The organism is Streptomyces griseoruber (assembly GCF_001514205.1).
GTDB classification, from domain to species: domain Bacteria; phylum Actinomycetota; class Actinomycetes; order Streptomycetales; family Streptomycetaceae; genus Streptomyces; species Streptomyces griseoruber.
Map to the genome: position 1 here is coordinate 59,639 of NZ_KQ948766.1, position 18,681 is coordinate 78,319.

At 73.2% G+C, this 18,681-nt stretch carries 18 protein-coding genes; 12 read left to right on the forward strand and 6 right to left on the reverse strand.

The genetic code is table 11. From position 1 onward, the window contains the following. Positions 1-20: 20 nt before the first annotated feature. The 3 genes from AQJ64_RS12435 to ku all read right to left on the reverse strand — a co-directional run bounded on the left by AQJ64_RS12435 (position 21) and on the right by ku (position 4,611). Positions 21-1,778 (reverse strand): glycoside hydrolase family 35 protein, encoded by a 1,758-nt coding sequence (locus tag AQJ64_RS12435; RefSeq protein WP_059202623.1) that lies wholly within the window; start codon positions 1,776-1,778, stop codon positions 21-23. 38 nt (positions 1,779-1,816) lie between these two features. Beyond that, complete coding sequence (locus tag AQJ64_RS12440; RefSeq protein WP_059202703.1) at positions 1,817-2,908, reverse strand: MFS transporter; 1,092 nt, start codon at positions 2,906-2,908, stop codon at positions 1,817-1,819. Between the two features lie 662 nt (positions 2,909-3,570). Next, a complete protein-coding gene (gene ku / locus AQJ64_RS12450; RefSeq protein WP_055639191.1) occupies positions 3,571-4,611 on the reverse strand; it encodes a non-homologous end joining protein Ku in 1,041 nt (346 codons plus the stop codon). 75 nt (positions 4,612-4,686) lie between these two features. On the opposite strand from ku, the gene ligD reads away from it, so the two are divergent. Continuing rightward, complete coding sequence (ligD, locus tag AQJ64_RS12455; RefSeq protein WP_055639190.1) at positions 4,687-5,577, forward strand: non-homologous end-joining DNA ligase; 891 nt, start codon at positions 4,687-4,689, stop codon at positions 5,575-5,577. A gap of 313 nt (positions 5,578-5,890) precedes the next feature. Here the strand turns inward: ligD and AQJ64_RS12460 are convergent, their stop codons facing one another. Continuing rightward, positions 5,891-6,694, reverse strand: coding sequence for a nuclease-related domain-containing protein (locus AQJ64_RS12460; RefSeq protein WP_059202625.1), 804 nt, complete (start codon positions 6,692-6,694; stop codon positions 5,891-5,893). A gap of 118 nt (positions 6,695-6,812) precedes the next feature. On the opposite strand from AQJ64_RS12460, the gene AQJ64_RS12465 reads away from it, so the two are divergent. From AQJ64_RS12465 to AQJ64_RS12495, 7 genes are all read left to right on the forward strand, one after another. Then, complete coding sequence (locus tag AQJ64_RS12465; protein WP_055638850.1) at positions 6,813-7,322, forward strand: protein-tyrosine phosphatase family protein; 510 nt, start codon at positions 6,813-6,815, stop codon at positions 7,320-7,322. A 109-nt stretch (positions 7,323-7,431) separates the two neighbouring features. Further along, positions 7,432-8,211, forward strand: a complete 780-nt coding sequence (locus AQJ64_RS12470; RefSeq protein ID WP_059202626.1) for a hypothetical protein — start codon at positions 7,432-7,434, stop codon at positions 8,209-8,211. Further along, complete coding sequence (locus tag AQJ64_RS12475; protein WP_059202627.1) at positions 8,208-9,473, forward strand: HAMP domain-containing histidine kinase; 1,266 nt, start codon at positions 8,208-8,210, stop codon at positions 9,471-9,473. The genes AQJ64_RS12470 and AQJ64_RS12475 overlap by 4 nt, the downstream gene beginning before the upstream one ends. Positions 9,474-9,555: 82 nt before the next feature. Further along, a complete protein-coding gene (locus tag AQJ64_RS51705) occupies positions 9,556-10,236 on the forward strand; it encodes an SH3 domain-containing protein (RefSeq protein ID WP_079061614.1) in 681 nt (226 codons plus the stop codon). A 62-nt stretch (positions 10,237-10,298) separates the two neighbouring features. After that, positions 10,299-11,672 (forward strand): FtsW/RodA/SpoVE family cell cycle protein, encoded by a 1,374-nt coding sequence (locus AQJ64_RS12485; protein WP_055636499.1) that lies wholly within the window; start codon positions 10,299-10,301, stop codon positions 11,670-11,672. Positions 11,673-11,688: 16 nt separating this feature from the next. Next, a complete protein-coding gene (locus tag AQJ64_RS12490; RefSeq protein ID WP_055636498.1) occupies positions 11,689-13,146 on the forward strand; it encodes a penicillin-binding transpeptidase domain-containing protein in 1,458 nt (485 codons plus the stop codon). Between the two features lie 44 nt (positions 13,147-13,190). Further along, on the forward strand, positions 13,191-13,721 hold the full coding sequence (locus AQJ64_RS12495; RefSeq protein WP_055636497.1) for a DUF3291 domain-containing protein: 531 nt from the start codon (positions 13,191-13,193) through the stop codon (positions 13,719-13,721). Between the two features lie 175 nt (positions 13,722-13,896). Here the strand turns inward: AQJ64_RS12495 and AQJ64_RS12500 are convergent, their stop codons facing one another. Then, positions 13,897-14,709, reverse strand: coding sequence for a hypothetical protein (locus tag AQJ64_RS12500; RefSeq protein WP_059202628.1), 813 nt, complete (start codon positions 14,707-14,709; stop codon positions 13,897-13,899). A gap of 66 nt (positions 14,710-14,775) precedes the next feature. On the opposite strand from AQJ64_RS12500, the gene AQJ64_RS12505 reads away from it, so the two are divergent. The 4 genes from AQJ64_RS12505 (at position 14,776) to AQJ64_RS12520 (ending at position 18,008) form a co-directional block, all read left to right on the forward strand. Next, on the forward strand, positions 14,776-15,732 hold the full coding sequence (locus AQJ64_RS12505) for an AurF N-oxygenase family protein (protein ID WP_055633495.1): 957 nt from the start codon (positions 14,776-14,778) through the stop codon (positions 15,730-15,732). A 74-nt stretch (positions 15,733-15,806) separates the two neighbouring features. After that, the gene (locus AQJ64_RS12510; RefSeq protein WP_055633494.1) at positions 15,807-16,457 is read left to right on the forward strand and encodes a TetR/AcrR family transcriptional regulator; all 651 of its coding nucleotides are present in this window, start codon (positions 15,807-15,809) and stop codon (positions 16,455-16,457) included. Between the two features lie 14 nt (positions 16,458-16,471). Further along, positions 16,472-16,780, forward strand: a complete 309-nt coding sequence (locus AQJ64_RS12515) for a hypothetical protein (RefSeq protein ID WP_055633493.1) — start codon at positions 16,472-16,474, stop codon at positions 16,778-16,780. Between the two features lie 115 nt (positions 16,781-16,895). Then, positions 16,896-18,008, forward strand: coding sequence for a C40 family peptidase (locus tag AQJ64_RS12520; RefSeq protein ID WP_079061615.1), 1,113 nt, complete (start codon positions 16,896-16,898; stop codon positions 18,006-18,008). Here the strand turns inward: AQJ64_RS12520 and AQJ64_RS12525 are convergent. Further along, entirely contained in the window at positions 17,990-18,469 is a 480-nt protein-coding gene (locus tag AQJ64_RS12525) for a hypothetical protein (protein WP_059202629.1), read from the reverse strand. The two genes, AQJ64_RS12520 and AQJ64_RS12525, sit on opposite strands and share 19 nt — an antisense overlap. Positions 18,470-18,681: the final 212 nt, after the last annotated feature.

The window sequence follows — 18,681 nt, forward strand, 5'->3', positions numbered from 1 at the left end:
GGTGGGCTCCGGGGTCGGCGTCAGGGGGTCGTCGGACCCAGGTCCGGGGTGTCCACGAGGTGGGCCCTGGGGGTGGTGGTGCCGTGGAGTTCGAGGAGGACCAGGTCGTTGGTGCCGGGCCGCAGGACGGGGGCCGGGACGTAGAGGGTGCGCTGGGGGCCCCGGTTCCAGTAGCGGCCCAGGTGGAAGCCGTTGACCCAGGCCTGGCCCTTGGTCCAGCCGGGGAGGGAGAGGAAGGTGTCGGCGGGTTCGGCGACCTCGAACGTGCCCTGGTGGAAGGCCGGTTCGGCCGAGGTGGGGGTGGCCGCCGGGGTGAAGGCGAGGGCGGGCGGCACGTCGTCCACGGGCAGCGCGTGGCAGTCCCAGCCCCGCAGGGCCTCGCCGTTGAAGGTGACCGGGCCGAGCAGTCCCTTGGGGACGCCGATCCGGGGGCCGTAGTTGACCCGGCCCATGTTCTCCACCAGGACGTCCAGCCGGGCGCCGGGGCGGGGGAGGTGGATCGGGAGGGTCTCGTCGTAGCGTTCGCGTTCGAGGACACCGGCGGGGGCGCCGTCGACGAAGACCTGGGCGCGGTCGCCGACTCCGCCCTCGAAGTGGAGCAGGCCGGGTCCCGTGGCGGACACGGTGGTCCGGTAGAGGACGTATCCGGCGCGTCGGCCCAGGGTGTCGGCGGTGACGGGATCGGCGGAGCGCACCCCGTCGTGGCCGAGCTGCCGGAAGAGGGCGAGCCGGTGGGTCAACTCGACCTCGGTGCGGGGCAGTTTGGGGGCCGGGGACGGCACCGGCTCGGCCGGTACGCCGGCATGGCGGGCGATCACCTCGCGGAAGGCGTGGTACTTGGGGCCGGGGTCGCCGCTCTCGGTGAGGGGGGCGTCGTAGTCGTACGAGGTGATGGTGGGCGCGTAGGCGTGGTGGTGGTTGGCGCCGTTGGTGTAACCGAAGTTGGTGCCGCCGTGGAACATGTAGATGTTGACGGAGGCTCCCGCGGCGAGGAGGCGGTCCAGGTCGGCGGCGGCGTCCGCGGCGTCCCGGCCGTGGTGCGGGCCGCCCCAGTGGTCGAACCAGCCGATCCAGAACTCCGAGCACATCAGCGGGCCTTCGGGCTGGTGCTCACGGAGCCGGGCGAGGGACTGGTCCACCCGGCTGCCGAAGGTGCCGGTGGCGAGGACACCGGGCAGGGTGCCGTGGGCGAGGTGGTCGCCGTCGGTCTGGTCGCAGGTGAAGAGGAGTTCCTCGATGCCGCGCGCCCGGAGGCTGCTCTCCACGTGCTTGAGGTAGGCGGTGTCGTCGCCGTACGCGCCGTACTCGTTCTCCACCTGCACGGCGATGACCGGGCCGCCCGACGCGGCCATGTACGGCAGGAGGGCGGGGAGGAGCAGGTCGAGGTAGCGGTCGAAGGCGTCGGTGAAGCGGGGGTCGCTGGTGCGCAGGCGGATGTCGGGGTCGGAGGTCAGCCAGTGGGGGAGGCCGCCGCCGTCCCACTCGGCGCAGATGAAGGGGCCGGGGCGCAGCAGGACGTGCAGGCCCTCGGCCCGGGCCAGGCGCAGGAAGCGGGGCAGGTCGAGGAGGCCGTCGAGGGCGAGGGTGCCGGGGGTGGGTTCGTGGAGGTTCCAGGGAAGGTACGTCTCCACCGTGTTCAGCCCCATGAGCCGGGCCTTGCGCAGGCGGTCGGTCCACTGGTCGGGGTGGACGCGGAAGTAGTGCAGCGCGCCGGACAGGATGCGGAACGGCTCGCCGTGCAGCAGGAAACCGTCGGAGGTCGTGGTCAGGGCGGGCATGCGGGTTCCCTTCGGTACGGGTGGGACGTGGGGGCCGGTCAGTGGGCGGCCGTGCGGGTCGCGCGGGTCAGCCACAGCGTCGCGGCGAGACACACGGCCGACACCGCGGCGAGGAGGAGCGGTACGGCGCGGACGCCCGACCACTCGATGACCTTGCCGAGCGAGGGGCCCGCGGCGACACCGCCCGCCAGGGAGGCGGCGATGACCAGGGCACCGGCGCGGCGGGCGTGGGGCGCGGCCCGGTGGAGCCAGGGCAGGCCGGTCGGGAAGATCGGCGCGATGAAGAGGCCGACGCCCGCGTAGGCGTACGGCGCGAGATCCGGTACGGCGGCCAGCAGCAGGCAGACCGTCATCCCCGCGCAGGAGACCGTGATGATGGCCTGGGCGGAGAAGCGCAGGGCGAGCGGGGCGACGAGGAAGCGGCCGACGGTCATCATCAGCCAGTACACGGAGGTGGCGGTGGCGGCGAGGCCGGCGCCGTAGCCGACGGTCTCCAGGTGGGTGGGCTCCCAGCCGCCGACGCCGGCCTCGATGCCGACGTGCAGGACGTAGAGGGCGACGAAGACGGCCAGTACGGAGCGCAGGGCGCGGCGGGCGGGGGCGGGCGCGGCGGGGGTGTCGCCGGGGTGCGGCGGGACGTGGTCGCGTACGCCGCGCAGGCACAGCAGCAGGGGCAGGGTGACGAGGGCGAAGGCGAGGAAGACGGCCGGGTAGCGGTCGGCGCCGACCGCGCCGATCAGGGCGGGGCCGAGGATCGCGCCGACGCCGAAGTGGGCGTTGAGGATGTTGAGCATCGCGGTGGAACGGTTGCCGAAGCCGACGGCGAAGAGCTGGTTGAGGCCGTAGTCGACCCCGCCGGCGCCGAGGCCGGCGAGCAGGGCGGCGGCGAGGGCCGTGGCCCAGTCCGGCGCGAGCGCGAAGCCCGCCGCGCCGGCCGCCATCAGCAGGTACGAGGAGCCGAGCAACCGCCGGTTGCCGATACGGCCGTACAGCCGGTCGAAGAGGAGGACTCCCGCGACTCCCCCGACGAAGTGCGCGCTCAGGGCCAGCCCGGCGGTGGAGGGCGAGAGGTCGAACTCCCCCCGCAGGGCGGGGATGGCGGGACCGTAGAAGGCCTGGAGCGCGCCCATCAGGGCGAAGGCGGCGCAGGCGGCGGCGACGGCGCCGGTGCTGAAGACAGGGCGGGCAGGGGTGTCCGGCGGTCCCGGCACCGGCGGGGTACGCCGTTGCCGCGTGGGCTGGTCGGTCACGCGGACTCCAGGGCGGACGGCCCACGGCGGTGTGGGCAGGGGGTGTTGCTTCGACGAGGCTCGATGTTACCGGTAACATCGGCACCGTCAAGATGTCCTGCGAGGGGTTGCGGGGGGGGGCGCCGATGGGCCGCGACCCCGGCGGTGGCCGGGCCCGCGGCCGTCGGCGGCCTGGTGGGCGCTCCGGGTGCCGTGGATGGTGGTGCTCGGGGGCGTTCTGGCGGGCGTACTCCTCGCGCTGCGGCCGGTGGAGCGGGGGCTCGGGGTGTGGGGGGCTCGGGTGCGGCCCGACGCCCGGCTCCGGGGGGGGCTGCGGCGTGGCGGATGTGGGTGGGGACCGGGGTGAGTGCGTGGGCGTTGACGTCCTTCGCGGGCACGGGTTCGCCTACGGCGGCCGTTCTCCGCTCGTCGCCGCGGCGGGGCTGGCGGTGGGGGCGGGGTTGGTGCTGGTTCCGGAGCGGCGGGCGACGGGGGCAGGGGGCTCCCGGGGTGCCGCCGAGGGCGCTTCGTCCACTGAGGGTGCCGAAGGGAAGGCCGCCTGATCAGGCCGTACGCTTGCGCGCTGCCGTCTTCTTCGCCGGCGTCTTCTTGGCCGCCGTCTTCTTCGTGGTGGCCTTCTTGGCCGTACTCTTCGTCGTCGACGTGGCCTTCTTCGCGCTCTGTGCCGACTTGGCGGTCTTGGCGGTCCGGGCCGTCGACTTGTGGGCGGAGGGCTCTGCCCGCTTCGTGGCGGAGGTGGACTTCTTCCCGGCCGGCTGCTTGGGGCGCGGCAGGGATCTGAGTCCGGCCTCCGCCGGGGGTTCCTCGCCCCGCGACTCCTTCGCGGCGCGCACGCTCTTCTCCAGGGCCGCCATCAGGTCCAGGACCTTGCCGCCGGACGGTGCGGAGGGGGCCTCGGGGGGCGTCTCACCGGCCGCCTTCGCCGCGATGACCTCCTCCACGGCCTCCCGGTACTCGTCGTGCAGGTCGTCCAGGTCGACCTCGCCGAGGGTGTCCATCAGGGCGTCCGCGAGGTCGAGTTCCTTGTCGCGGACGGTGACGTCGGCATCGGGGGCGACGCCCTCGGGGGCGCGGACCTCGTCCGGCCAGAGCAGGCCGTGCATGGCGATCGCGTCGCCGACCACGCGGAGCATGCCGAGGCGCTCACGGCCTCGTAGCGCGTACTTGGCGATGGCGACCTTGTTGCTGCGCTTCAGCGCCTCCCTCAGGAGGGTGTACGGCTTCGCGGCCGGGGCGCCGCCCGCCTGGAGGTAGTACGCGGCGTCCATCTGGAGGGGGTCGATCCGGTCCCCCGGCACGAAGGCCACGATCTCGATCGTCCTCGCGGTGGGGAGGGGGAGGTGGGACAGGTCCTCGTCGGTGATCGGGATGATCGTGCCGTCCGCGTCCTCGTAGCCCTTACCGATCTCCGCGGAGTCCACCTCGCGGTCCTCCAGCTCGCAGACCTTGCGGTAGCGGATGCGGCCGCCGTCCTCGGTGTGGATCTGACGGAAGGAGATCGAGTGGCTTTCGGTGGCGTTCACCAGCTTGATCGGGATGCTGACGAGGCCGAAGGAGATGGCGCCGTTCCATATGGATCGCACGGGCAGCGGCCTCCTGAGGCAGGGTGATTTGCAGTGATTGAGGGCAATTCATGCGATTTGTGTGATTCTCATCGTATGACGCCGATCACAGAGGTGGAGGGGCGGAGGCTCGCTCTCAGCAATCTGGAGAAGGTGCTGTATCCGGCGACCGGCTTCACCAAGGGCGAGGTGCTGCACTACTACGCCACGGTCGCCGACGTCCTGCTCCCCCATCTGCGGGACCGGCCGCTGTCCTTCCTGCGGTATCCGGACGGGCCGGGCGGGCAGGTGTTCTTCGCCAAGAACGTGCCGCCGGGGACGCCCGAGTGGGTGACCACGGCCGAGGTGCCGCGGTCGGAGGGACCGGCCCGGATGGTGGTCGTACAGGATCTGGCGAGCCTGGTGTGGGCGGCGAATCTGGTGACCGAGTTCCATACGCCCCAGTGGGTGATCCAGGACCCCGGGCACGCCGACCGGCTGGTCTTCGACCTCGACCCGGGGGCGCCGGCGGGGGTGGTGGAGTGCTGCGAGGTCGCGCGGTGGCTGCGGGAACGGCTGGCGGAGGACGGGATCGAGGCGTACGCGAAGACGTCCGGCTCGAAGGGGCTGCACCTGGTGGCGGCGGTGCGGGGGGCGTCGTCGCAGCGGGTGACGGAGTACGCGAAGAGGCTGGCGGTGGAGGCGGAGCGGGCGATGCCCGCGCTGGTGCTGCACCGGATGACGCGGAGTCTGCGGGCGGGGAAGGTGTTCGTGGACTGGAGCCAGAACGCGGCGCGCAAGACGACGGCCGCGGCGTACACCCTGCGGGCCCGGGAGGAGCCGTCGGTGTCGGCGCCGCTGCGGTGGGAGGAGGTCGGGGAGGTCGCGGAGTCGGGGGAGGCGGGCCGGATGACGCTGGGGGCGGGGGAGGTGATGGAGCGGGTGCGGGAGTGGGGCGACCTGCTGGCACCGGTGCTCGACGCGGGGCGCGCGGGGGCGGTGCCCTGACCACGGCGTGGCGTCGCCGGTGACCGTACGGTCCCGCAGGACGGCCTTGGGCCGGCCCCGCGCTGTCGGGGAACCAGGGTGCCGCCGGGGATGGCGGGCGATCGGGTCACGCGGCGTCCGCCCCGCGGCGCCGGCCTGAAGCGTGGTGCACGCAAAACCCGGCCCTGTGCGACCCGCTTCAGGCGAACGGCCGCTCACAGCCCCCCGCCCCCGGCCCGCCCCGGCAGCGCGGCCAGGACCCGGATTCCGGATTCCTCGCCCTTTTGGCAAGCGGGTCGGGTGGGCAAAGGTGGGGCCGGGACCCCGGGGCGCGTCAGAGGTGGGTCCACGTGTTGCGGTCGCGGGCCATCGCGTGCAGCGCCTCGACGTCCGCCGGTTTCAGGACTCCGCCGAGGCGGGTGAAGTTCTCGATCTCGGGGGCCGTCAGGACGCGGACCTCGCGGGGGACCGTGCTGAAGCTGACCTCCGTGGGAGCGACCAGGGCCAGGACGGAGTGGACCTCGGCGGTGAGGGCGTGGGTGGCGCGGGCGGCGTCGGTGCGCAGGCGGCGCAGGAGGGGCTCGGGGTCGCGGCGGCCCAGGGTGATGTGGGGGTCGGCGACGCGGACGCGTGCCTTCCGGGCGTAGAGGGAGTGGATCGCGAACAGGCCACCCGGGCCGATCGCCAGGTGGTGGAGGCGGTCGCCGCCGGGGAGGGGGATCGAGTGCAGGGTGTGCCAGCCGGCGCCGTCCAGGCGGTCCAGGGCCTCGCCGACGGTCTGCTCCGCGGTGAGGGCGTGCCGGCGCGGGTCGGGCCGGAGCCGACGGGCGGGGGCGGGGTCGCGGTCCAGGGAGACCAGGAGGGCCTCGCCGGGGCGGTTGGGGGCGAGGTCGTCGTCCGGGTGGAGGGCGAGTCGGGCCAGTTCGGCGGGGGTGGGCACCGGGGGCGGGCCGACGGTGACCGAGCCGGTCAGGAAGGGGCCGAGCGCCTCCAGGACGTCCTCCCGGCGGTCGTCGGCGAGCAGATTGACCCGGGCCGCCTCACGGTCGTACCAGGCGATGTTCCTGCCGTCGGTGAGACAGACGTAGAGCCGCTCCCGGCCGTGCTGCCAGGTCGGTACGACGCGTAGTCCGGTCATGCGTCATCACCCCATGACCATGGGAACAGGCGGGATGCTGCGAGGGCAAGAAGGCGGTTACCTTGGGGAGGAGTTGGGCAGGTCATAGGGCTCAGGGAGCGCGCGTGGGGAGGCGCCGTTGCGGACCCGCAGAAAGCAACCCGACGTACCGGCTCCGGACCGTCCGTGGGACGAGATCGTGCCGGGGCTGTGGATGGGCTGCCACGAGTACCGGGGGCCCTCCGGGCAGCCGGCCCTCGCCGTGGCGCGGGACGAGTTCGATCTCGTCCAGACGCTGACCCGGGCCCGCTCGGGGCACGGTCCCGACCCGGGGGTGGTGCACCATGTGTGGCCGATCCCGGACGGGCCGCTGGACGGCACCCAGCTCGCGGGCGTGATCCGGCTGGCCCAGGCCGCCGGCGAGGCCCTGGAGCAGGGGCGCAGTGTGCTGGTGCGCTGCTACAGCGGATACAACCGGTCGGGGCTGGTCGTCGCCCACACGCTGATGAGGCAGGGCCACCCGGCCGACGAGGCGATCCGGCTGATACGGTCGCGGCGCTCGCCCTGGGCCCTGCACAACGAGTTGTTCGTGGAGTACCTGCGGGCCGGACTGCCGACGGCCAGGCTGCTGGAGGAGCTGGCTGAATGACCATGCACAATCGTTTCCTCTCCACTCTCCGGCCCTGATACCACCTGGCACCACCTGGTACACAAAACGGACTTCCCTATGAATAAGGTGTACGGGGCCGCGCATCGCCATGCACCTCAGGAGTCCCGTGCCGTCCAACCGCCCCAGCCGCCCCACCCGCATCGCCCTCGCCGTCGCCGCAGCCGCCCTGCTGGCCCCGGCGACCACGGCCTGCGGTGACGCGGGCGGGCTCCAGGGCGCGGGCGCGACGGCGACCGCGATCAGCCCGGACCGGCTCTGGCCCGATCTCACCCCCGCCTCCAGCCCCGCCTTCGAGATCGGCGAGGTGGAGACCGAGGTGGTGAAGGGCATCGCCGTACCCGGCGGGGACATCCACGAGGTCGACCCGGTCGCCGTCGTCCGCGCGGAGATCGCCGCGCACCCGGGCGACTACGGCCCGGGGGCGTACCAGGAGACCGCCCGGCGGATGAGCGACTGCGGCAGGAGCGGCACGGCCGGGCGCGCCTGCCCCGTCCTCGAGGCGTACTACCGCGACCTGACCGGCGACGGGCACGACGACATGACGCTCGGCTTCCGGCAACTGCCCGGCAACCTCACCGCGGTCCGCGTGTACACCGTCCGCGGCCACCGGCTCGTCCAGATCATGGCCTACGAGGACGCGGTGAGCGGCGTCGAACTGGCCGGCCGCGCGGTGATCATCCGGGCCCCCTCGGAGGTCGCCGGTTACGAGTACCGCCTGCAATGGACCTGGGACCCGCAGCAGCACGCCATGCTGCTCACCCACGACGAGATGATGCGCACCGGGAAGCCCAGGAGATCCCCCACGCCCCACGCCTCCGCCTCCCCCAGCGCCTCCCCCTCCCCCTCCGCTCCGGCGAGCGGCCGATGAGGCTCGCGCTCCCCCGGTGGGTCGGCACACTCGCGCTGAAGGCCGCCGTGTTCATCACGGTGATGTGCTGCGCGCTCGCCGCCCTGCTCGGTGTCCTCGTGCATGTGTCGGTGACGAACCAGACCGTCGGACAGGCCCGTGACCTCGCGCTGTCCCGGCTGGCGGACGCGACGGCGGCGTTCGAGGCCGGGAACAGCCTCGGCTGGGACGCGGGCGTCGACCCGCCGGGGCTGCCCGCCTCGCTGCGGACCCTGGCGCTGGCCGGGGAGCGCGGCACGATGGTCGCCGACACCGCCGGGCGCCCCACGATGTGGGCGGCCGGTCCGGCCGACGGCGGACGGGCCCTCGCCGTGCGGGTCGACTACGCGCAGAGCGCGCGCACCATCGAGGCGCTCGACTCCGCGATCCTGTGGTCCGCGGGGCTGGCCATCGGCGCCACGCTGCTCGTGGGCGCGTTCGCGGTGACCCGGGTGACCCGCCGGCTGCACACCACCGCGCGGGTGGCCCGGCGGATCAGCGCCGGCGATCTGGACGCGCGGGTCGACGACCCCCGGGCCAAGCAGCGGGGCCGGCCCCAGGACGAGGTGGGCGCGGTCGCCGCCGCGCTCGACACCATGGCGGCCACCCTCCAGAGCAAGCTGCTGAGCGAGCAGCGCTTCACCGCCGACGTGGCCCATGAGCTGCGCACCCCGCTGACCGGGCTGCACGCCGCGGCCGAGCTGCTGCCGCCGGGCCGGCCGACGGAGCTGGTGCGCGACCGGGTCGCCGCGCTGCGCACGCTCACCGAGGACCTGCTGGAGATCTCCCGGCTCGACACCGGGCGGGAGCGGCTGGAGCTGGACACCGAGGAGCTGGGCGCGCTGGCCCGGCGCGTCGTGCGGGCGTCGGGAGCCGACACGGAGATCAGGGTCGTACGGGACGCACGGGTCGAGACCGACCGGCGGCGCCTGGAACGGGTGCTCGGCAACCTGGTCGCCAACGCGCACCGGCACGGGCGGGCGCCCGTCGTCCTCACGGTGGACGGGCCGGTGGTCGCCGTACGGGACCACGGGGACGGCTATCCGGAGTACCTCCTCGCGCACGGGCCGCAGCGGTTCCGTACGGAGGGCGGGGCGAAGGGGCACGGACTCGGGCTGACCATCGCGGTCGGCCAGGCGGAGGTCCTGGGGGCCGTACTGGCCTTCGCCAACGCCCCGGAGGGCGGGGCGGTGGCCACGCTGACGCTGCCTCAGGCACCGGGTCTCCCCGATGGCGCAGCGTGACGGGCGACACGCGCGAGCCGCTCCTAATCTGGCGTCAAGTCAGCTTCTGAGCCGGTTTCACCCTCTTCATGGAGGTATCGCCATGTCCCTGCGCCGCTCCGCCCTCACCCGCCTCGCCCTGGCGACCGCCGTCGGCGCACTGGTCACCGCGGCCGTCGCCACCCCCGCCACCGCCGACGACGACTGGAACGGCGACGGCGGGGACCCCGGCACCAGCACCTGGGACGAGGGCGGCCAGGGGGGCGGGGGTGGCGGCGGTGGCTGGAACACCGGCAGCGACACGAACACGAACAGCAACAGCAACAGCTGGCAGAACCAGGGCAGCGGCCAAAGCGGCCAATGGAACCAGGGCGGCGGCCAAGGCGGCAACGGCGGCGACGGCGGCGACGGCGGCGGCCAGTGGAACCAAGGCGGCGGCGACGGCGGCCAGTGGAACCAGAGCGGCGGCGACGGCGGCGGCCAGTGGAACCAAGGCGCCGGCCAGGGCGGTGACGGCCAGTGGAACCAGAGCGGCCACCACGACACCCAGCGCCTCTTCCGCGGCCGCGTCACCGCGAACACCCTGCTCCTGCGCAGCAAGCCCACCCGGGCCAGCCAGGTGATCCGGTCCGTCCACCGCGGCGAGATCGTGTCGATCTTCTGCAAGACGCCCGGCCAGAGCGTCGACGGCAACCCCCTCTGGTACCTCCTCACCGACGGCACCTGGGCCTGGGGCTCCGCCCGCTACATCGAGAACATCGGCGAGGCGCCGCGCTGGTGCTGACACACCCTCACGCCCCAGGCTCATAGGGCTCGCAAGGGGCATCATTTGGGTAGGTTCCGGACATGACGAGTGCCGGAGCCGGAGCCGCGACCGCGTTCGCCGCGGCCGGCGCACCCTCCCCCGCCGTAAGCCTCCCCCGGCGCCGCGGCATCGAGCTCGCCCTCATCGTCGTGGCCGTCCTGCTGTCCGTGTACGGCTACTGCGCGGTCGGCGTCGCCCGGCACGGCACCCTCCCGCCCGGCGCCGCGGGCTACGGCGCCGGGCTCGGTGTGCTCGCGCTGGTCGCCCATCTCGCGGTGCGGCTGCGCGCCCCCTACGCCGACCCCCTCCCCCTCCCGATCGGTGTGCTGCTCAACGGCATCGGGCTGGTGCTGATCTACCGCCTGGACCTGGAGACACCGGGCGACCGGGCGGCGCCCACCCAGCTGGTGTGGTCCACCCTCGGCATCACCCTCTTCATCCTGGTCGTGGCGGCGCTGCGCGACCACCGGGTGCTCCAGCGGTACGCGTACGTCAGCGTGGTCGCCGCGCTCGCCCTGCTCACGCTGCCGATCCTCTTCCCGGCGGTGAACGGCGCCCGGATCTGGATCCGGATCGCCGGGTTCTCCATCCAGCCGGGCGAGTTCGCGAAGGTGCTGCTCGCGGTGTTCTTCGCCGCGTACCTGGCGGCGAACCGCACGGCGCTGGCGTACGCGGGCCGGAGGTTCTGGTTCGTGCAGCTGCCGACCGGCCGGGTGCTCGGGCCGATCGTCGCGATCTGGCTGCTGAGCGTGGGGGTGCTGGTCCTGGAGCGGGATCTGGGCACCTCGCTGCTCTTCTTCGGGCTCTTCGTGGTCATGCTGTACGTCGCCACCGGCCGCACCGGCTGGATCGCGGTCGGTCTGCTGCTCGCGTCGCTCGGCGCGGTGGCCGTCGGCCGGCTCGAACCGCATGTGCACGGCAGGATCGAGGACTGGCTGCACCCGTTCGCGTCGATCGACGCGGGCCTCGGGCCCAACCAGCTCGCCCAGTCCCTGTTCGCCTTCTCGGCGGGCGGGGTGCTCGGCACCGGGCTGGGGCTCGGCCACTCCGTCCTCATCGGGTTCGCCGCGAAGTCGGACTTCATCCTGGCGACGGCGGGCGAGGAACTGGGCCTCGCCGGTCTGTCGGCGCTCTTCCTGCTCTACGGCCTGCTGGTGGAGCGCGGCTACCGGGCCGGCCTCGCCCTGCGCGACCCCTTCGGCCGGCTCCTCGCCGTCGGGCTCGCCTCGATCGTGGCGCTCCAGGTCTTCGTCATCGCGGGCGGCGTGACCGGTCTGATCCCGCTGACCGGCATGGCCATGCCCTTCCTGGCCCAGGGCGGCTCGTCGGTCGTCACCAACTGGGCGATCGTGGCGCTGCTGATCCGGGTGAGCGACTCGGCACGACGGCAGTACGACGGAAGCACCGCCCCCTGACCCGGAAGGCACCGAAGTGACCCGGCACATCCGGCACGCCGCCGCGTTCTGCGCCCTGCTCCTGCTGGCGCTGCTGCTCAACGCCCTGCGCGTGCAGGTCGTCCGGTCCGCCGCCTACGACGGCAACCCGGCCAACCGCCGTGAGTCCATCGCCCGGTACGGCCAGCCGCGCGGCGACATCCTGGTCGGCGGCGCCCCGGTCACCGGCTCCCGGGACACCGGGGAGCAGTTGCGCTACGAACGGACCTACCTCGACGGGCCGCTGTACGCACCGGTGACCGGCTTCGCCTCGCAGGAGTACGGGACGACGTTCCTGGAGCACGCCGAGGACGACCTGCTCTCCGGCCTGGACCCGATGCTCGCGCCGCTCCCGCTGTGGAACGACGTGACGCGCGGCCGCCCGCCCGGCGGAATGGTCGTCACGACCCTCGACCGCCGCGCCCAGCAGGCGGCCTACGCGGCGCTGGACGGGCGCAAGGGCGCGGTCGCGGCGGTGGAACCGGCGACGGGACGGGTGCTGGCGCTGGTGTCCAGTCCGTCGTACGACCCCGCGCTGCTGTCCGGGAACGACCCGGGCGCCGAGGCCGCCTGGCGGCGGCTGAACGGCGACCCCGACCGGCCGATGCTGAACCGGGCGGTGAGCCAGACGTATCCGCCGGGGTCCACCTTCAAGGTGGTGACCGCGGCGGCGGCGCTGGACGCGGGGGTGGTGACGGATCTGGACGCGCCGACCGACTCGCCCGTGCCGTACCGGCTGCCGGGGACCACGACCCGGCTGACGAACTCGGGCGACGGCTGCGCGGACGCCCCGGTGCGGGAGGCCTTCGAGTGGTCGTGCAACACCGTGTTCGCGAAGCTCGGCGTGCGGGTGGGGCTGGCGCGGATGTCGCGCACCGCACAGGCGTTCGGCTTCAACGACCCGGACGCACGGATCCCGTTCCCGGTGGCCACCAGCACCTTCGACACCTCGCTGGACCAGGCGCAGCTCGCGCTGTCGTCGATCGGGCAGTACAACACCCGGGCCACTCCCCTGCAGATGGCGATGGTGTCGGCGGCGGTGGCCAACGGGGGCCAGGTGCGCGAGCCGTACCTCGTGGAGCGGACCACGCGGCGGGGCGGCGCCACGGTGGGCACGGCCGGTTCCCGGTCGGCGCGGCAGGCGATGTCCCCCTCGACCGCCGTACGGCTGCGGGAGCTGATGGAGGACGTGGTGCGCGAGGGCACGGGGACGAGGGCGGCGATCCGCGGCGCCCGGGTCGGCGCCAAGACCGGCACCGCGCAGCACGGCATCGGCAACGCCGGGACGCCGTACGCCTGGTGCATCTCCTGGGCGCAGGGGCGGCGGGACATCGAGCCGAGTGTCGCGGTGGCGGTGGTGGTGGAGGACGGCTCGGCGAACCGCGGGGAGATCACCGGGGGCGGGATGGCGGCGCCGATCGCGCGGGCGGTGATGGCGGCGGTGCTCGCTCCGTGAGACGGGGGGTTCCGGAGGCGACAGGTCCGTCCTACCGTTCGCGCATGACTGACGCCACGACGACCAGGTCCACGGAACCCGCCGCCCACGAACTCGCCCAGGTCAACATCGCCCGCCTCAAGTTCCCTCTGGACTCACCGGAGTTGAAGGACTTCGTCGAGGCGCTCGACCCGGTCAACGCGGACGCGGACGCCGCGGACGGGTTCGTCTGGCGGCTCCAGTCGGAGGAGGGCGACGCGACCGGCATCGAGGTCTTCGGCGACGCGTGGCTGATCGTCAACATGTCGGTGTGGCGGGACACCGACACCCTGACCGCGTACATGTACCAGGGGCGGCACCGGGAGATGCTCGCGCGCAGGCGGGAGTGGTTCGAGCGGGTGCGGGAGGCGATGGTGGCCCTGTGGTGGGTGCCGGCGGGCCACCGCCCCACGGTCGCGGAGGCGGAGGCCCGGCTGCTGCACCTGCGGACCAACGGCCCGACGCCGTACGCCTTCACCCTGCGCACCCCGTTCCCGCCCCAGGGCGCGCAGCCGGTGACCTTCGAGGTGCCCGAGGGCCTCGGCTGCTCGCTCTAGTGCCGCGGCAGGCAACGTTTGCCCGTCAAGGAGCGGCGTCCGGTGCGTGCTCTCGGCGTGCCGGCCAGAAGTCCTCGTACTGGACGTACTTGGGCTTTCGGCCGGTGCGGCGAGAGTGCGTGCCGGGCGTCGCGACGGGGCGAACGTCGCCTGCCTCGGCACTAGCGGCTCCCGACTAGAGCGGCTGACGGGTCTCCGAGCGGATCTTCAGCGTGGTCTCGGCGGCCGCTTCCAGGTCGACGGCGGAGGCGTCCTGGCCGACGTTCGCCGCGGTGATCTCGGCGACGACGGCCGCCGTGTTGCCGTCCACCCAGGCGCAGACCGGGTACGTCAGGGTCGTCCCGGCCTCCGTCTGGCTGACCACCTCGCAGGTGACCGTGGTGTCCGCCCCGCCCGGCCGGAAGTCCTTCGGCCGGCCGACCACCTCGAGCCCGTCGGCCTCGCCGACGCCCTTCAGCATGGCGTCGCGGTTGCCCTCCGCGTTCTGGAACCGGCCGTACATGCCGGAGACCAGCAGCGCGCCCTGGGTGTCGTCGCCGCCGAGGCCGTACTGCCCCACCTTGGTGTCCGTGACCTTGGCGTCCCAGGCGCCGTCCATCTCCCGCTCGATCGAGTCGCCCTCGCTGGCGGAGAGGTCGTCGCTCAGCTCGTAGCGGCCGTCGAGGAGGGTCCTGGGCAGGGTCAGCCGGTACTCGGCGTCGGGGAAGTCGCTCTCGACCTTCACCCCGATCAGGACGAGCGCGACCAGTCCCACCACGACCAGCCCGACGACCCCGCCCACGATCCCGAGCACCAGCCCGACCCGGCTCTTGGGCGGCGGCGGGGCGAAAACGTAGGGGGCCGGAGGGTAGGGGGCGCCGTACGGCGGCGGAACCGGCGGCCCGGCCGGCTGACCGTACGGTCCCTGCGGCGGCCCGTAGGGACCGGGGGCGTACGGCCCCTGCTGGCCGTGGGGATGGGGCGGGGGCGGGGGCGGAGGCGTGGACACGTCAGCACGGTACTCCATGCGTGCAAAGGATTGACGCCCTTGCTGACAAGCAGTCTCATAAGAGCCATGACGACCCTCACCGACGACGAGGCGCCGGCCGGACTGCGCGACGCGCTCGGCCTGCTCAAGGACCGCGAACAGGTGGCCGAGCGGCTCCTCGCCTCCTCCGCCAAGCACTCCTTCGACCCCGACAAGGAGCTGGACTGGGACGCGCCCTTCGAGGAGGGCAAGTGGTTCTGGCCGCCGGAGCTGGTGTCGCTGTACGGCACTCCGCTGTGGAAGCGGATGGGCGAGGAGCAGCGGATCCTGCTGTCGCAGCACGAGGCGGCGGCGCTGGCCTCGCTGGGGATCTGGTTCGAGATCATCCTGATGCAGCTGCTCGTCCGGCACATCTACGACAAGGCGGCGACGAGCGCGCATGTGCGCTACGCGCTCACCGAGATCGAGGACGAGTGCCGGCACTCGAAGATGTTCGCCCGGCTGATCGCCCAGGGCGGCACGCCCTGGTACCCGGTGAGCCGGGCCCACCAGCACCTGGGCCGCCTGTTCAAGACCGTCTCCACCACCCCCGGCTCCTTCACCGCCACCCTCCTCGGCGAGGAGGTCCTCGACTGGATGCAGCGCCTGACCTTCCCGGACGAGCGGGTGCAGCCCCTGATCCGGGGCGTCACCCGCATCCACGTGGTGGAGGAGGCCCGGCACGTCCGGTACGCCCGCGAGGAACTCCGCCGCCAGATGGTGACCGCCCCGAGGTGGTCCCAGGAGTTCACCCGGGTGACGTCCGGTGAGTTCGCCCGCATCTTCTCGGTCGCCTTCGTGAACCCGGACGTCTACCCGAACGTCGGCCTGGACAAGCGCGAGGCGATGGCCCAGGTGAAGGCCAGCGCCCACCGCCGCGAGATCATGCAGACGGGCTCGAAACGCCTGACGGACTTCCTGGACGACATAGGGGTGCTCAGGGGTGTGGGGCGGCGCCTGTGGAAGTCCTCCGGACTTTTGGCCCAGGGCAGCCGCCCCACCTGACGGGGCTCCGCCGCGTGGGCGCGACCAGCCACAACGCACCCGCACCCGAAAGGCGGCCGGACTACCCTGCACACATGACCCCCGCCGCCCCCGCCTACCGCCGCCTCAGTGTCGAGGAGCGGCGCAGTCAGCTCCTCGACGCGGCGCTCACCCTCTTCGCCCACCGACTCCCCGAGGACGTGTCGCTGGACGACGTGGCGGAGGCCGCCGGGGTGTCCCGGCCACTGGTCTACCGCTACTTCCCGGGCGGGAAGCAGCAGCTCTACGAGGCCGCGCTCCGCTCCGCCGCCGAGGAACTCCGGCTCTGCTTCGACGAGCCCCAGGACGGCCCCCTCCTCCCCCGCCTCGCCCGCGCCCTCGACCGCTACCTCGGCTTCGTCGCCCGCCACGACGCCGGCTTCAGCGCCCTGCTCCAGGGCGGCAGCGTGGTGGAGACCTCCCGTACGACGGCCATCGTGGACGGCGTACGCCGGTCCGCGGCCGAGCACATCTACAGCCATCTCGGGGTCGCCGATCCGGGCCCCCGGCTGCGGATGACCGTGCGGATGTGGATCGCCGCGGTCGAGGCGGCCTCGCTGATCTGGCTGGACGAGGGCAAGGAGCCGCCCGTCGAGGAGCTGCGGGACTGGCTGATGGAGCAGTTCGTGGCGGTCCTCACGGTGACCGCGGCCCGGGATCCGCAGACCGCCGACCTGGTCCGGGACGCGCTGAGCAGCGCGGACTGACCGACACTGGTGCGGTGAAGAGCGAAGACACCCCCTTCGAGGGCGGCCCGATGGACGGCCGGGTGCTGCCGGTCCTGCTGGGCATGACCGGGCATCCGCCGAAGACGTACCGCATCCCGGTCCCCGACGCGGCGGGCGGCCCGCCGACGGTCCTGGTGTACCGGCGGGTGCCGCGCGGGCACGGCAAGCGGCTGGGGCTCCAGCAGGGGTGGAAGTACGAGTACGCCGCCGAGGGCGAAACGGGCTCCGGCCGCCTGAGGTGGCCGTGGTCGAAACCGGAACCCGCCACGCCGGAGAAGCACCGGGACGACACCGAAGAGTGACGCGACTGGGCCGAACCGAGCAGCCGGCCGAGCGTTTCCGACCTGTATGTCCCATTATCACCCTGCGGGATCGAGGGGCCAGCCGGGCTGCCTCCCCCGCAGTGGAGGTGATGTCGTGTCAGGAAGGCTGCCGCGTCTGGCCTGTGCGGTCTCCATGGCGGCGCTGGCCGCGCAGGCCGTTCTGGCGGGCGGTGTCGCCGTCGCCGTACCGGAACCGCCGGCGCCGGCCCCGACCCCGGCCCCGACCCCGGCGCCGCCCGGCGGGCGGACGGTGGCCGAGCTGCTGACGGAACTTCAGCGGCTGTACCGGGAGGCCGAGAAGGCGACCGAGGCCTACAACGCCACCGAGGAAGTCCTCAAGCAGCGGCAGTCCGAGACCGACCGCCTGGACGCCGATCTGGCCGCGGCCCGGCTGACCCTGCACGAGAGCCGGGGCGCGGCCGGGCGACTGGCCCGCCAGCAGTACCAGAACAGCGTCGACATCTCCCCGTACGTACGGCTGCTGCTGGCCCGTGACCCGCAGCAGGCCCTGGACCAGGGGCATGTCATCGGCCGGCTGGCGCGGGAGCGGGCCGAGACGGTGGGCCGGCTGGAGGGCAGCGAGCGCAGGGCGGACGGGCTGGCCCGCGAGGCGCGCACGGCCCTGGACCGCCAGCTCACGCTCACCGAGCGGAGCAGGAAGGAGCGCGACGACGTCCGCCGCCGCCTGGGCGACGTCGAGAGACTCCTCGCCTCCCTCACCGCGGCCCAGCTGGCGGCGATCGCCGAACTGGAGAACGACGGGGTGGCACAGGCCCAGCACAAGCTGATCGCGTCCGGCGCGCTCAAGGACGACCACAAGGCCTCGCCCGAGGGCGAGGAGGCCCTGCGCTATGCCGTCCGCCAGATCGGCAAGCCGTACGAGTGGGGCGCGGAGGGCCCGAAGTCGTACGACTGCTCGGGCCTGACCTCACAGGCCTGGAACCAGGCCGGCACCCCCATCCCCCGCACCAGCGAGGAACAGTGGGCACGGCTCCCCAGGATCCCCCTGAAGGAACTGCGCCCCGGCGACCTGGTCCTCTACTTCCCCGAAGCCACCCACGTCGCGATGTACATGGGCGAGGGAATGGTGGTCCAGGCCCCGAGAACGGGCGAGAAGATCAAGATCTCACCGATCGCGTCGAACCCGATCCTCGGAGCCGTGCGTCCTGATCCGGGGCCTCCGGATCGTCACCGCGTGTTGAGGTAGAGCTGGGGCGACCAGTTGGTGCAGCGCGAGCGCTCGAAGGTGCCACCGCGGTTGCACGCCTGGACCGAGAAGTTGTAGTCGCCGTAGGCGGCGTCGAACGTCCACACCATGTCGGCGCCGGCGCGCAGCTCCGACTGGCGCCAGCTGCCGCCCGGCGGGGCCCAGCGGACGTTGTAGTGCGTGGTGTTGGTGCTGTACCCGCCGTAGTAGAGCTTGACGTATCTGCCGCACGAGTAGTACCTCGCCCCGATGTACGGAGTGAAGTCCCACTTGTACTTGGCCGGGTATCCGCCGATGTTCCTGCCGCCACCGGGCGGGTAGCCGTCGCGCTGGTAGCACCCCTGCGTGACCCCTTCGGTGGCCGTCGGCGCGGCCCCGGCGCCGGGGGCCGTCATGACTCCGACGGCAACGGCGCAGGAGGCGGCCACCGTCGCGGCCCGACGCACCATGAGCGCAGCCATTCTTCCCACCTTCCTTCCGGTGAGAGGAACCCGCACGCGGCCGCGCGTCGGTGCCTGCGTCGAAGTGATACCGCGCGAGAGGCAGGGCGCGGCCCCAGCAGGTCCCTTGGTCCTTGCAGTATGTGATCGACCCCCGGACCGGGCCCTGTCGTGCGGGCCCCGGACCCCACCCCGTCCCGCTCCAGCCTAGTTCCGGTCCGCCGCCGCCGCTT